At 68.7% G+C, this 13,295-nt stretch carries 12 protein-coding genes; 2 read left to right on the forward strand and 10 right to left on the reverse strand.

The features are described from left to right. Positions 1-115: 115 nt before the first annotated feature. The 8 genes from ACFVWW_RS04045 to ACFVWW_RS04080 form a co-directional block, all read right to left on the reverse strand. Positions 116-847 (reverse strand): SDR family NAD(P)-dependent oxidoreductase, encoded by a 732-nt coding sequence (locus ACFVWW_RS04045; RefSeq protein ID WP_386875781.1) that lies wholly within the window; start codon positions 845-847, stop codon positions 116-118. Positions 848-913: 66 nt separating this feature from the next. Continuing rightward, entirely contained in the window at positions 914-1,774 is an 861-nt protein-coding gene (locus ACFVWW_RS04050; protein ID WP_386875783.1) for an alpha/beta fold hydrolase, read from the reverse strand. Between the two features lie 154 nt (positions 1,775-1,928). Next, entirely contained in the window at positions 1,929-2,102 is a 174-nt protein-coding gene (locus ACFVWW_RS04055; RefSeq protein WP_386875785.1) for a hypothetical protein, read from the reverse strand. Positions 2,103-2,868: 766 nt separating this feature from the next. Further along, on the reverse strand, positions 2,869-3,090 hold the full coding sequence (locus ACFVWW_RS04060; protein ID WP_384184360.1) for a hypothetical protein: 222 nt from the start codon (positions 3,088-3,090) through the stop codon (positions 2,869-2,871). Positions 3,091-3,165: 75 nt separating this feature from the next. Continuing rightward, positions 3,166-3,870 carry a hypothetical protein gene (locus ACFVWW_RS04065; RefSeq protein WP_386875787.1) on the reverse strand — a complete coding sequence of 235 codons (705 nt, stop codon included), beginning with the start codon at positions 3,868-3,870 and terminating at the stop codon, positions 3,166-3,168. A gap of 294 nt (positions 3,871-4,164) precedes the next feature. Then, a complete protein-coding gene (locus tag ACFVWW_RS04070; protein WP_384336072.1) occupies positions 4,165-4,581 on the reverse strand; it encodes an ATP-binding protein in 417 nt (138 codons plus the stop codon). A gap of 125 nt (positions 4,582-4,706) precedes the next feature. Continuing rightward, positions 4,707-5,918 carry a helix-turn-helix domain-containing protein gene (locus ACFVWW_RS04075; protein ID WP_384336070.1) on the reverse strand — a complete coding sequence of 404 codons (1,212 nt, stop codon included), beginning with the start codon at positions 5,916-5,918 and terminating at the stop codon, positions 4,707-4,709. Between the two features lie 206 nt (positions 5,919-6,124). Next, positions 6,125-6,310 (reverse strand): hypothetical protein, encoded by a 186-nt coding sequence (locus tag ACFVWW_RS04080; protein WP_386875789.1) that lies wholly within the window; start codon positions 6,308-6,310, stop codon positions 6,125-6,127. Between the two features lie 119 nt (positions 6,311-6,429). On the opposite strand from ACFVWW_RS04080, the gene ACFVWW_RS04085 reads away from it, so the two are divergent. Together ACFVWW_RS04085 and ACFVWW_RS04090 are read left to right on the forward strand one after the other, a co-directional pair. Then, positions 6,430-7,089 carry a lysophospholipid acyltransferase family protein gene (locus ACFVWW_RS04085; protein ID WP_384184371.1) on the forward strand — a complete coding sequence of 220 codons (660 nt, stop codon included), beginning with the start codon at positions 6,430-6,432 and terminating at the stop codon, positions 7,087-7,089. Then, positions 7,086-8,009 (forward strand): helix-turn-helix domain-containing protein, encoded by a 924-nt coding sequence (locus ACFVWW_RS04090; protein WP_386875791.1) that lies wholly within the window; start codon positions 7,086-7,088, stop codon positions 8,007-8,009. Before ACFVWW_RS04085 ends, ACFVWW_RS04090 begins: the two co-directional genes overlap by 4 nt. On the opposite strand, the gene car is transcribed toward ACFVWW_RS04090, so the two are convergent. Continuing rightward, complete coding sequence (car, locus tag ACFVWW_RS04095) at positions 7,963-11,334, reverse strand: carboxylic acid reductase (RefSeq protein ID WP_386875793.1); 3,372 nt, start codon at positions 11,332-11,334, stop codon at positions 7,963-7,965. The two genes, ACFVWW_RS04090 and car, sit on opposite strands and share 47 nt — an antisense overlap. 211 nt (positions 11,335-11,545) lie before the next feature. Beyond that, positions 11,546-13,207 (reverse strand): carbamoyltransferase N-terminal domain-containing protein, encoded by a 1,662-nt coding sequence (locus ACFVWW_RS04100; protein ID WP_386875795.1) that lies wholly within the window; start codon positions 13,205-13,207, stop codon positions 11,546-11,548. Positions 13,208-13,295 lie beyond the last annotated feature (88 nt).

Raw genomic sequence — 13,295 nt, forward strand, 5'->3', positions numbered from 1 at the left:
ACCACCGGGACGAGGTTTACCACCCGGCCACCGCCCTGTCAGCGCAGTCTCCCACAGCAACTTGGCGGCGATCATGGGGCGTTGCCCCTCGACACCGGTCAGAGCCGTACCGGGGTCACCACGGGACCGGGCCGTCGGCGGCGAAGTAGCCACCCGTCGGACCGTCGGCGCCGATCGTGGCCAGGCGCACGATGATGTCGGCGCCCTCCTGGACCGTCTTGGTACCCCTGTGGTCATTGAGGTCGGTGGCGGTGTACCCGGGGTCGGCAGCGTTGATCTTGAACTCGGGGAGCGCCTCGGCGTACTGGACGGTGAGCATGTTGACCGCGCTCTTGGAGGAGCCGTAGGCCGGGAACCGCGCCGCTTCGAACCGCTGGGGATCGGTGACGCGGGCCAGCGAGCCCAGACCGCTGCTGACGTTCACCACCACGGGGTGGTCGGCGGCGGACAGCAGCGGCAGGAAGGCGTGGGTGACCCGCACGATGCCGAAGACATTGGTGGCGTAGATGGTCTCCAGGTCGGCGGCGGTGACCTCGCTGATCGGCTTCGAGCCATCGGCGACGCCGGCCTCGTTGGTCACGATGCCGGCATTGTTGACCAGAACGTCCAGCAGCCCCGCCTCCTCGCGGACCAGCTCCACCGCCGTCCGGACCGACTCGTCGCTGGTGACGTCGATCGGCAGCGGGCGCTGTCGATCGCGCTCGACGAACTGCGTTACTACCGGGACACGAACCCGGTCATGGCAGCCATCGCACGACACGTTGTCCATGAGATGCTCACCGATCACGCGCACGCCGCGTGACACCAGCCTGAGCAGCGCCCAGCGCAGTCCGACCGTCCGGCCCAACCGCAGCTCGCAACCCTTCCCCCGGTGGGCCGACGCCGCACCGGGGGAAGGGTTGGCGACGAGCCGTCAGCTGACCGCGTCGATGGCCGCGTCAATGACCTTGGCGACGGCCGCCGGATGGGAGATGAGCGTCAGGTGCGAACCGCCCTTGAAGGTGGTGATCTTCGAGCCGGCCCGACGCGCCATCATCAGCTCGGACTCCGGCGTGATGATCTGGTCGCCGGTGCTGATGAAGTACCACGAGGGGATCGTCTTCCACGCCGCGTACGCGGACGGAGTGTCGAACACGGCCATGGACGCGGCGCGCTGCGAGGCCCAGAGGTCGGCGGCCTGCTGGACCGGAAGGTCCTGGGCGAACTTCTTGAGGAAGATGTCCTTCTTCAAGTACAGGTTCGTCACGCCCTCCGGGGCGTTCGCGTACGGGACGCTGTCGAACAGCGTGTTCGCGGGGGCGTTGAGCGCTGATGTCGCGCCGCTGAGCGATCCGGTGGTCTCACCCACCGCCGGCGCGGCGGCGTCGACGTACACGAGCGCCTTCACGTTGTCCGTCTGCGCGGCGGCGTTCGTGATGACCGAGCCACCGTACGAGTGGCCGACCAGCACGACGGGGCCGGCGATGCTCTTGACGAAGTCGGCCACGGTCTCCGCGTCGGTGGTGAGGTTCTCCAGCGGGTTGGCGATGGCGCGCACGGTGTACCCCTGGCTGCTGAGGATCCTCACCTCACCGCTCCAGCTCGAAGCGTCGGCCCAGGCGCCGTGGATCAGCACCACCGTCGGCTTGGCGTCAACACCACCGCCCTCGGGGACGGCGGCCCGGGCACTCGTGGCGGGAACGGTGGTGGCGAACGCCGTGGCGGTAAGGACGGCGGCGAGCGTATACCTGCGACGCGGACGTATCCGCGGGGCGGGAGTGGACGACACGGCCATCTGCTTCTCCTTCGAACGGCGGATGGGCTGGCCTCAGCGTCATCGCCCCGCGACGGCACGGCGCGCGTTGAGAGCACGCGGGTGAATGGGAACCGCCACCCGGGTGACAATCTCCCCGCCTGCGCTAAACGTCCGGCGCCAGGGGGAATCGGGCTCAGCCGGCGAGGGCCTCGATGAGGTAGGCGACCGCTCCCACGGTCACTCCGTACCCCGGGATGGCCACCACCGGCCACGGCACGGGTCGGGGTACCAGCACGCGTACGCCCCCGTGCGACGCGTCCCGGGAGACATGAAGAGCCCCCACGACAACAGCGGTGAACAGCGCCACCAGCACGAGCGCATAGCCGATGACGACCTTGGATCGTCCGGAGCACGGGATCCGGCTGTCTCACCTACGTACGCGACGTGCCCGCAGGCGTCTTGGCAGAAGGCCGCCGGCGCTGAGAGGACACCCGGAGACATACGGCCGCGCCCGCCGTAACCGTCGTGAGGGCCAGGAGCCCGGAAGCCAGTGGAGTGATCCCAGGTGTCGTCACCTCTACGCGCCCGTACCCCGCCCAGTCGCATGCGGAGCCGACCGGAAAATAGGTCGTAGAGAGGTCGACCGGCGCTGAGGAGGAAGGACCGTTCCCGAACCCCACCTTGAGCAGGCAGCGGTCGATCTTGGTGGCGTCACTCAGGGAGGACGTCAGCCACAGCCCGCCGAGGTAAACCAGCACGGTCGCCGCAGCTGCCCACAAAGCCGCCCTGGTAAAGATCTTCTTCCATACTGACATTGCACATCATCCTCCGCGCCCGACGACGGGAAAGGGGGCCGAACCGCAGGAACATCAGGGCGAGGCACCGTGTCAGAGCCTGGTCGCCCGCCTGGTGGAGGTGGTGCGGGAGGTGAGGGCCTGGGCCGCTCGCGGGGCGGGTTCACCACCAAGCTTCACCTGAGCGCGGACGGCCGCTGACGCCCCCTGTCCTTGATCGTCACACCGGGACAGCGGGCGGACCGCACGCAGTTCACCCCGGTCCTGGAGAAGATCCGTGTCCCGAAGCTCGGGCCGGGCAGGCCCTCTGGCTCCGCTCGTGAGCGCCAGGATCGGCTCTTATCCGTCTTCCGGCAGATGGAAGTAGACGGTCCCCGACCGCCAGGGACCGTGCTCGGTCATCTCTGACTCGATCACCACGTCCTGGATCTCAACAGGGCCCAGCACTTCAATGGCATCGGCCAGCCGTCGCAAGAGGGCCGGAACACTATCGCAGCCCGGGCCAGCGGGGTTGGCCTGCGAAAAATGGCGCACGGTCCAATGCTTCGGGGTGTCAATCATGGGCAGATCGTAAGGCCTGCCGTCACCTGGCCAGCAGGCCGACCGCCAGGCCCTGTCCGGTCGGGCTTGGGCGCGTCAGTCGGTGGGCGATGGCGCATCGTCGCGGGCGGCGAGGTGCTGGAAGAACTCCTCAAGCAAGGTGAAGAGCCCTGCGACAGCGTGTTGGTGTTCGTCTTCGGACCACGGCTCGGCCGGACGGCCGCCCTCGGGAAAGACGACCTGCACGACCTGCGCGGACCAGACGAGGTTCTGGCCGACCCGGTATGTGTCCGCGAGCCACTGCCGGAATCCGTTCAGCACTGCTCCGCCGACGGCATGGTCGTAACCGTTGAGGTAAGCCGTCACCGCGTCGTAGGTGATGCGACCGACGTAGAGGCCCGGCCGCTTCCTGAAGTTCTCCCAGAACCTCTGGTGCGACTCGACCGGCTTGCTCCTGCCCCGGCGCCAGGCAGCCGGCAGCTGGGAGCGGTCGGTGCCGATGCCCCAGGTGGAGTACGACACCGCCTCTGCTCCGACGCCAAGCGCCGTCAAGAGAACGGCCATGCGCTCGGCCGGATCGACAGGTCCGGACTTCCTGACCCAGACACACGTTCCCAACGGATCACCCTCGTGATGGGTGACGACGAAGTCCGTTCCGCCGAGCGTGAAGAACGCGGCACGCACGGCTCCGTGCCCGTCCCACGACTCCTCGATCGTCAGCCTCAGCCGCCAAGCCACCGCGTCCAGATCCACGGAGAGCAGCGCCAGCGAGACCAGCGGTTCGGTCGCGGCGTGAAACATCGAGCACTGCCACGCCGGATTGCCTCCGCCGCCTTGAAAGGACGTCGCAGACGCCCAATCAGCCTCGGGATCCGGAAGGTTGATCATCTCGGTCACGCGCACAGTCAATCAGTCGTAGTCAGGTCTGCTCGTCGTCCTCCGGCGCCCCGCTGTCGGAGGCGAGAGCCGGGGCCCTACCGGTCGTGTCGGGTTCATGGACCGTGCTGATCCGCAGGCAGCCGTCTGTGCCGAACATCTCGATTATTTGCGACAGGTGGGCTCGGGCAATGCTGCGGGTGGGGGACTCTCCAGTGGTCACCCGCGTCCCTCCAGGTCCGCCCACACGATCTTGCCCCAGCGCCGCTCATCCGTGCCCCAGTCGGCCGCCAGCGCCGCCACCAGGAACAGGCCGCGCCCGTCCTCGTCACCGTCGCCCGCCTCGCGCACTTCGGGCCGCGCCTGTGAGAAGTCCGCGACGGCCACGCGTACCGTCCGCACGGCGGTGCGCTCCACCACCACGCGGATGGATTCCCGTCGGGCGTGCCGCACGGCGTTGGCCACCAGCTCGGAGACGATCAAGGCGGCGTCCTCGGCCAACTCTTCCAAGCCCCAGCAGGAAATGGCGGCGTCTGTGAGGCGCCGCGCGGTGGCGGCGCTCTCGGGTTCGCGCGGCAGGGTCTCGCTGTAGCCGGGGTGCCCGGTCCGGCGGGCCCGCGTTGTAGGTTGCGGCATGTCGGTCTGCTCTCTCAGATCGGCCGAGCCCCGGGGCCGGTCGCACGGCCGCCGGGGCGCTGTCCGCTCATGTAAGCGACATGCCAGGAACGTTGACAGGGGCGCAACGTCCCACTTTCTCCACGCTATTCGCTGACCCCCAGGAACTCCGCCAACGGCCGTAGCCCCGGTGGGTGGTTGGGGAGCGCCCACAGGTCACGCACGATGGCCACGGCCAGCGTGTGGTGCTGCATCCACGTCGGCGCCACCCGGCGCAGAGACTCCAGGGTCTTCACCGCCCCGGCCGCGTCCCCGATGTCTGTGTGGGCTCGGGCCACGTCCAGCAGCAGCCACGTCCGCCAAGACGGCGGGGTGTCCTTGCTCAACCGCATCCCCTTGGCCAGTGCCAAGGCGTCTTCCGGGTGCCCGTACTGAACGGCGAGACGGACACGTTCGATACGGACCGACGACGGGCTGAAGACGCTGACCATACGGTTGTCGCCACTGTCGGGGAGCTTCGCGACTCGTGCGGCTTCCGTCTCCGCCGTCTCCATCATCGCCGCCGCGCGCTCGTAGTCGCCGCTCCGCGCGGCCGACGTAGCGGCGCTCATAGTCAGTGCGCCCCACACCTTCAGGCCGTCGGCTGTCTCGTCGCGGCCCGCGTTCACCATGTCGTCAGCGGCACGGAGGGCGATACTCAGCGCATCCTCCAGGCGTCCCTGTCTCTGATAGGTCCACGCAATGGAGTTGACGATCATCGACAGAAGCAGCGGGTCGGACGACCGCCCCGCAGCGTCCATGGCGCGCTCCAGGCTCGTCAAGGCAAGGTCCGTCTTGCCCATCCGCACGGCGACATGTCCGGCGAGCTGAAGCGCCTTGCCCAGGGCCGCGAAACCGGCCCCTCGGTCGTCCTCGTTGCCCGAGGCCGTGGCGGTGCGCGCATCCGAGAGCAAGTCCGGCAGCGCCTTCATCACCATGTCGAACTCGGCGGCGTGGTACCGCGTCCAGCCGTCCGCGATCTGCTCGCGGAGACGGTCCAGCGAGAAGTCAGAGCCTGGCGGCTCAGGCTCCGGCCCCCAGAGCACGGGCATGACGGCCCTGCGGACGGCCACGAAGCGCGGGCCGTCGGTCTCGCCCGTGGAGACGGCGGGCGGGTCACCGAGAAGCGTGGTCAACTCGACACCGAGACCGTTGGCCAGCGCGTGCAGTGTGGGGAGGCGTGCTGAGTGCTTCCGCCCCTGTTCGAGCTGGCGGATCACATCGACGGACACGCTGGAGCGCTCGGCCAGCTCTTCTTGTGTCAGGGAGGCCAGACGGCGCAAGCGGCGCAGAGTCTTCCCCAGGTCTTCGTTTGCCACGCTGCCACCGTACGCCGCGACGCTGCCGCGCTTCTTCAGCAGCACAGAGCCACAACCTGTCGTTCACGAAGCGGACCTATGTCCACCCCGACCCGGAGTCGTTCCGGTCGCTTCGGTGAGAACAGCGTGCGGCTGGTGCGGCTTCGCGGGTTTCCTCCACGCGGTCAGGGGGCTGGTTCGGAAGGCCCCACTCGTGCAACGCGGGGTCAGGCCGGGGCGGGCTGAAGAGCAGTGAGCGGAGAGCACCGGCCTTTCGCCACCGCGCGCAGCCGCTTGCAGTTGATCTCTGTACGGGTGACCGGCAGCGCGTCGATGTCGGCGGCCCGGTAGAGCGCGATGTCGACGGTCCCAGCCTGCGACGGAGGTTCTGCGCGCCGCCCGTCGATGATCACCCGGGCGTCCGCACCGGCGCCGGTAACGGCAGGCGTGAAGATGAGTACGACGACTCACGCATCAGCGGAGACCGCCACCGATGATGAAGATCACCACCGTCGAGACCGGGAGACCGCTCATGCTCAGCCGCATCGCCGACATCCTGGTGCCCGCCGTCGGCCGCCTGTCGGTGACCACCGACGCCGACACCGCACTCACACCGGGCAGCATCATCGCCGCGAACCACACTTCACTGGCGGACCCGGCTATCGTGCTCGCCGCTCTGCGCCGGCTCGGCGCCGAGCCGGTCATCATGGCGGCCGCCGGCCTGTGGCGTGTCCCGCTCCTTGGCCGCGCACTCGCCGGCGGGGGGCACATTCCAGTATTCCGCGGGGACCGGCGGGCCGCGGCCTCACTCGACACCGCCGCGGAAGCCCTTGGGCAGGGGCGGATGGTCCTCATCTACGCCGAGGGCGGCCTGCCCCGCCGCAAGGACGCCGCTGAGGCCGCGCCCGGGATCTTCCGCAGCGGCCTCGCCCGTCTCGCCGAGCGCACCGGCGCCCCCGTCGTCCCCGTGGGCCAGGCCGGCGCCCGTCGCGTCACCTCGGGAAGCGTCACCAAACAGCTTGCGGGTTTGACCACCGCACCGGTGCGTCGCCCGGACCTGCATGTTCACGTGGGTGCGCCGCTGCTGCTGACCGGCGGGCGCGAGGTGCGCACGGCAAGGGCCCGGGCCGCGGTGACCATCGCCTGGCGGACGGCAGCCGCCCACCTGGGCGAGCCCTTCCCCTGCCGATGAGCGACCGGGACAAGGACGCGGAAATCCTCGCCCTGCGCCATCTGATCACGGTGCTGGAACGCCAACTCGGCAACGGCGGAGTGCGGTTCACCCCGAGCGACCGTGCGTTCCTGGCGGCGTTGCTCCACCGACTCCCGGTGGAGGCGCTGCGCAGGGTGCGGTTGGTGGTCCGGCCGGACACGGTGCTCCGCCGGCACCGGGACCTGGTCGCACGCCGCCACGCCGCCACATCTCGGCCGAAGCGCCCGGGACGGCCGCGGACCGTGCGTTCCATCCGCGCCCTGGTCCTGCGCCTCGCGCGGGAGAACCCCAGCTGGGGATACCGCCGCATCCACGGCGAACTCCTCGGCCTCGGGATCAAGGTGGCCGCCTCCACCGTCTGGGAGATCCTCAAGGAGACCGGAATCGACCCGGCGCCCGAACGGGCCTCCAGTACCTGGACGGACTTCCTTCTCTCCCAAGCCGACGCCCTGCCGGCAGGCGACTTCCTGGAGACGGTCACCCTGTCCGGGGCGCGGCTGCATGTGTTCGCGGTAATCGAACACGCCGGCCGCCGGATCCGGATCCTCGGCGCCACCGCACACCCGACCGCCACATGGGTGACGCAAGCCGCGAAGAACCTCGTCATGGACCTCGAAGGCGCCGGCTGCCGAGCCCGGTTCATGATCCGTGACCGCGACGGGAAGTTCCCCGCCCTGTTCGACACCATCCTGCGGCGTACGGATACCGCGGATGAACTTGATCATGGATCGTGGTGGGCTGCCCCCCGACGAGTTGTCCCCGGTCCGGCACACCGGCTCTGGGTGGAGAGGTTCTGGCCGACCACACCTGGACCGGGAGACTCGACCGGAGATTTCGCCAGATACAGCGTGGTCAGGCGGTCATCAGGCGCCGCAGGTCCGTCACGTACTTGCGGATGAGAGTTGGGGACAGGCGCGGCACATCCCGATCCGGTCCGATGCCGGCCTCCTGGACGGCCTCCCGGAAGCGGACCGACGGGACGTCCGAACCGGGCACAGCCTCTCCCGGTTCCTGGAGGCCTTGCAGCAAGGGAAGGACGGAGTACTGGCGCTGTGCCTCGGGGAGGTTGCGCAGGGCGGCTTCGATGCGGACGAGCCAGTCACCGTAGCCCGCGATCCGCTCGATACCGTGGCCGTCCTCGATGAGCCACTCCACGAACGTGTCGAGTGAGATGCCGTCATCGTGCGGGTTCACCAGGCTGAAGGTCCGGTACCCGGAGGTGCTCCGTCCCAGCGTGACGACCGATGCCGTGGTGAAGTCGACGGGCAGGCCGTCGTAGTGGGCCCGCGGCCCCTCGCCGCTGTCGGTCCGGTAGAAGGAGTTCGGGGCCACGCCCGTCGCGAGGAGGCTGAACAGCAGTCGGCTGAACATGTCGTGCACGTTCAGCTGCCCGGTGTACCGGCTGTGCGCGAGGATCATGTTGGAGCGGAACACCGTCACCGGCAGGTCGCACAGGTCGTGCGCCTCCCGCAGCAGCACCTCCCCTGCCCACTTGCTCGTCGTGTACCCGCCGGCGTACCCGTCGTCGACAGGCTGGACCGGCAGCGCGGCGCGCACGTCGGTGTCCTCGTCGAGAGGCTGTCCCCTCCGGGATCTGGACACGGCCACGCTGGAGATGTACGTGAACGGCTTGAGCCGTTTGGTCAGGGACAGCCGGATGAGCTCCGCGGTTCCGAGGACGTTGGCGTCGAACAGGTGGCGGTAAGGCAGCACGTGGTTCACCAGGGCGCCCGCGTGGACGATCAGGTCCACCTCACCGGTCAGCCGTTCCCATGTCGCGTCGTCCAGGCCCAGCCTCGGCTCGGCGATGTCTCCTGCCAGCACTTCCAGGTGTTCTGCGGCCAACTCCCGATAAGTGCGGGTCAGTTCGGAGTCGTCGCTGCCGAAGGCATCGGCCAGTCGCTGTCCGGCGGCGTCCGGGTCCTTGCCGCGGACCACGACGATCAGCTTGCCGTCGGCCGGGGCCAGCCGATGGAGCCACTCGAGGGTGAGGAAGCGCCCCAGGTATCCGCTCGCGCCGGTCAGCAGAACGCGGCGTGGCTCCCCGGCGGGGCGCGGGAGGTGGCGGGCGCCGTCGAGAGTCGCCGCATCGATGAAGCGGCCCAGGACGAGGTCCTTGGCGTGCGTCTCGCCGGCGTCCTCGCCATGCACCGACGCGAAGGTGGGTCGCGTCACGGTGGCCGTGCGCTTGGCCTCGACGTAGGCGGCCAACTGCCGCAGGTCGTGCGCGGGGCTGATGATGACGTCGACCGGTACCCGGACACCGAAGGTGTCGTGCAACAGGTTCGACAGTGACACCGCGGACAGCGAGTCGCCGCCGAGGTCCCGGAAGTGCGCGGAGGGACTCACCTCTGTCGCCGAGCCCACCAGCAGCGCTCGCGCGGCCAGCTGGACCGTCTCCAGCACCGGCCGGTCGCCGCCCGTGCGGCGCAGTTCGAGCAGCTCCTGGGTCTCGTGGGCCGATATCTCGGCGTACAGATGCTCCAGTCGCTCGCCGTAACGCTCCACGAGCTTGGGCCACAACAACTTTCCCTGGTCCGACAGCAGGCCGTTGGCCTGGCTGAACGGCTCGGCCTCGAGCAGCAGACCCCTGGGGATCTCGTACGAATTGAGGCCCGTGTCCTTCGCGATCCGCTGGAGCGATTCGCTCAGCGGCTGTTCGAGACGTACCCGGTCGTCCCCGTACCGCCGCAGGGCATCGGGGGTGGGCACGACGACAGCGAGCAGGTAGGAGCGCTCGCTGTTGCCGTAGAGGAAGATCTGCCGCACCAACGGGCAGGCGGCGAATATCGATTCCAGCCTGGCGATCGACACGAACTCGCCCTGGGACAGCTTCAGGACACTCTTGCGGCGGTCCACCACGGCGATACGGCGTGGACCGAGCTCCGCGACGATGTCGCCGGTCCGGTAGTAGCCGTCCTCGTCGAAGAGATCCGCCGTCAGCTCGGGATGCTTGTAGTAGCCGGGGATGCCGTCGGCTTTCAGCAGGAGCTCGCCGCGCGGGTGGGGGGCGTCGGTGCGGAAGTAGCCCAGCTCGGGCACGTCGGCCAGCTTGTAGTCGATCACCGGCGGGCTCTGCAACACGCCGTCGGCGGCGATGCCCATGACCTCCGTGGAGCCGTACCCGTTGTGCAGGGGAACGCCGAGAAGGGCCTCGGTGAACTCGGTCAGTGCGGCGGACAACGGCGCGGAGCCGGTTCCGGCCACGCCGACGCGCCCTCCGAGGACGTCCTCGCGGAGTTGCTTGAGCACCTCGGTCGCGGCCCGCTCCGGGTCGGTGCCCGTGGAGGTCCGCCGGTCCAGCTCGCTCTGGTAGAGCTGGTGGAGCATCTCGCACAGACGGGGCACGAGGAACAGCTCGGTGGGCCGTACGAGAGCGGTGTCCTCGAAGAATGTCGACAGGTCGCTGCTGGCGGTGAAGCAGCTGGAGCCTCCGCGGGCCAGTGCGTTCGTCAGCAAGAAGTGGCCGGCGGCATGGCTCAGCGGCATGTAGTTGATGGCGACCATGTCCGTGTCGGCCCGCTTCGCCCTGTCCTCCCACATCACCCTGGCGAGCCGCTCGGTGTACATCGCGCCCTTCGGCGTTCCCGTACTCCCCGAGGTGTAGACGAGCATCGCGAGGGGATCCTCGTCGTCGCCCGGGATGTACGGCGGAGCGTCGGGCAGGCCGGCGCCGCGGTCGAGAACCGCCGACAGGGCGACGACCTCCACGTCCCGTCCAGCCTCGGCCAGGCTGTCGCGGGCGGCGGCAAATCGCTCCGCCTGGTCCTCGGCGCGCGGATGATAGTCGAACACGACCAGCCGCCGGACCGAGGGAGTGCGCAGGGACAGCTCGGTCGCGGTGCCCAGTCGCTCGATGCTCGCGGCGACCAGAACCGGCTCGGTCTCCGCCATGATGGACGTCAGATTCTCGGTCGGCGCACTGATCTGCAACGGAACGTTGACGGCGCCCAGATAGCCGCACGCCAGATCCAGTGTCGCGTAGTCCCGGCTCGTGAAGCCGAGGAGGGCGACACGGTCGCCCGCGACGAGAGGGCGCTGCGAGTGGTGATGCCATTCGCTCGCCACTGCGCCGATACGGCTCCACAACTGCCGGTAGGTGGTCATTTCGTAGCGCGGCAGCAGACGGGCCGACACGCGCCCGGTCCGGGCGTCCCGCACGAACTCCCTCGCACGCTCACCGACGGCGGGCCGGTCCTGATAGCGCTCAAAGGCATGTGCCATTACTTGCGCGAGTCGCACGGTGATCTCCGCGTCGTATAGGTGGCGGACTTGTCCGGACCGGCGGCCTGCGATTCCCCTCGCCGGGAGTCGGGGGGCCGTCTCTCCAGGGCGCGACATTTTACAGGTGCCGCGTAATCAGCGGGTGTTGCGGAACCCGGTGATCCAGGTGCCGATTCTCAGCCGGGCCTGTGCACGGACCGGCAAGAGAACGTCACCCCACTCGGGGGTTCGTATAAAGCGTCCCCTCGGACCAGATGTAACGAGTCCCGCCCCAACGGGCAGCTGACTCGACGTCGGGGAAGAAACCCCGTCCCTCGAGGTTCGCGCTCGTGTTGCACAACACGGGTACTCCGCTGATTTCCGCGTAGGCGGTGAGGATACGAGCGGTGTCGGTGTCCTGAGTCGACGCGATGGTCTGGAGCCGAGCGGTACCGTCCAGGTGAACGACCGCCGGGACGCGTTCGGCCCAGCCGGGCCGCATGCGGTGCTCGAAGATCATGTAGGGGTCGGGCGTGCCGGGGGCGAAGACCTCCGACGCACGGTCCTCCAGGCAGATGGGCGCGACGGGCCGGTACGGGGCTCGGTTCTTGATGTCGTTGAGCCGGTCCTTCATCCGGGTGTCGGTCGCGGGCGCCAGGATGCTCCGGTTGCCCAGAGCGCGCGGGCCCAGCTCCGCCCGGCCGGAAAGGACGACCACCGGTTCGCCCTCGGTGTGCAGGAGGGCGGCCAACTGCCGCTCGTCGCAGGGCTGTGCCCGCCACCCGTCGGGAAGGGTGCCGGTAGTGATCCGCGGTCCGCTGTAGACATCCCACTCCAGCGCCGTCCGGCCGCGCCGGAACATCTCGCAGGCCGCTGTTCCGATCGCCGCCCCCGCGTCGTTGGGAAAGGGCGGGACGAAGACCTCCCGAAAGACCTCGCTGGCCCGAATCTCGGTGTTCCACTTGATGTTGAGCGCGCAGCCGCCGCCGAGCACCAGGTTGTGGCCGCCGTCCGGGAAGCGGCTGCGCACCGCCGTGGTGAGCCGCGCGAGCAGGTTGTGGCCGATGTGGGCCTGATAGGTGGCGATGAGGTCCGCGTTGGACAGACCCGGCATCAACTCGTCCCTGTTCGCGGCGACCTTGTCGCCCAGCACGCCCACCTTGTCGAAGGGGAGGTCACGGAACTCGGCCATGAGGTCGTCGAAGACGGCGAAGGCACCGGTCTCGACCCGGCCTTTGGCCGCGTACGCCATGGCCTTCCCCGCGACGGAGAGGTGTTGGCGGATGTACGTGTCCGACGTGACGTCGTCGGTCTTGAGCAAGTACGGTTCGAACCGCGAGCAGAAGGCCGCGAAGCTGCCTCCGAGGACGGGCAACAGGGCCTCGACGAAGGTCACTGCACGGGTCGCGGCCCGCACATGGTAGAGGCGCGGCGTGATGAGGCCGTCCCAGACCACGACGAACGCGTCTTCGCCCCTGGCGGCGAACGGGCTTGAGCAGTACGTGCCGATGAGGTGGTTGGCGACGTGGGTGTAGCCGGCGTAGTTGTCGAAACCATGGCCGCTGAAGGTGTGGCGTTGCAGCGGCCCGTCGTCGCCGGGGCTCTCGAGATACGGTGCGACCCGGAACTGTACCGGCAGGCCACCGGCGTTCACCTTGACGGCGGTCCGGCCCGCGTCGTCTTTCGTGTACCAGCCGTCGACCACGAACTGATCGACGTCGGCGAGTGACAGACCCTCCGCGGCAAGGATCTCAGTCACACGTTCCAGGTCTCCGAGGGAGCTGTAGCGTTCGCCGTTGTTCAGCTTCTCGATCTCGTAGCTGAAGAGAAGGCGACCGTCTTCGATGACGGCAACCCCGCCGTCGTGCGATGCCTTGATCCCGCATATGAGCATGTGGTCAGCCACACCTTTCTGAGAGTCGAATTGACCGCTGCCAGCCGTTCACCTGGACCAGAACCGCAGACGAAACCCTCGAACACGT

The organism is Streptomyces sp. NPDC058198, from assembly GCF_042882605.1.
Lineage (GTDB): Bacteria > Actinomycetota > Actinomycetes > Streptomycetales > Streptomycetaceae > Streptomyces.

What these genes read in the sequence shown, in the direction of transcription:
- ACFVWW_RS04050 (WP_386875783.1), bottom strand. Translation starts at nt 1,774, where the DNA reads ATGGCCGTGTCGTCCACTCCCGCCCCGCGGATACGTCCGCGTCGCAGG.
- ACFVWW_RS04060 (WP_384184360.1), bottom strand. Translation starts at nt 3,090, where the DNA reads ATGATTGACACCCCGAAGCATTGGACCGTGCGCCATTTTTCGCAGGCC.
- ACFVWW_RS04065 (WP_386875787.1), bottom strand. Translation starts at nt 3,870, where the DNA reads ATGTTTCACGCCGCGACCGAACCGCTGGTCTCGCTGGCGCTGCTCTCC.
- ACFVWW_RS04070 (WP_384336072.1), bottom strand. Translation starts at nt 4,581, where the DNA reads ATGCCGCAACCTACAACGCGGGCCCGCCGGACCGGGCACCCCGGCTAC.
- ACFVWW_RS04085 (WP_384184371.1), top strand. Translation starts at nt 6,430, where the DNA reads ATGCTCAGCCGCATCGCCGACATCCTGGTGCCCGCCGTCGGCCGCCTG.
- ACFVWW_RS04090 (WP_386875791.1), top strand. Translation starts at nt 7,086, where the DNA reads ATGAGCGACCGGGACAAGGACGCGGAAATCCTCGCCCTGCGCCATCTG.
- car (WP_386875793.1), bottom strand. Translation starts at nt 11,334, where the DNA reads ATGGCACATGCCTTTGAGCGCTATCAGGACCGGCCCGCCGTCGGTGAG.
- ACFVWW_RS04100 (WP_386875795.1), bottom strand. Translation starts at nt 13,207, where the DNA reads ATGCTCATATGCGGGATCAAGGCATCGCACGACGGCGGGGTTGCCGTC.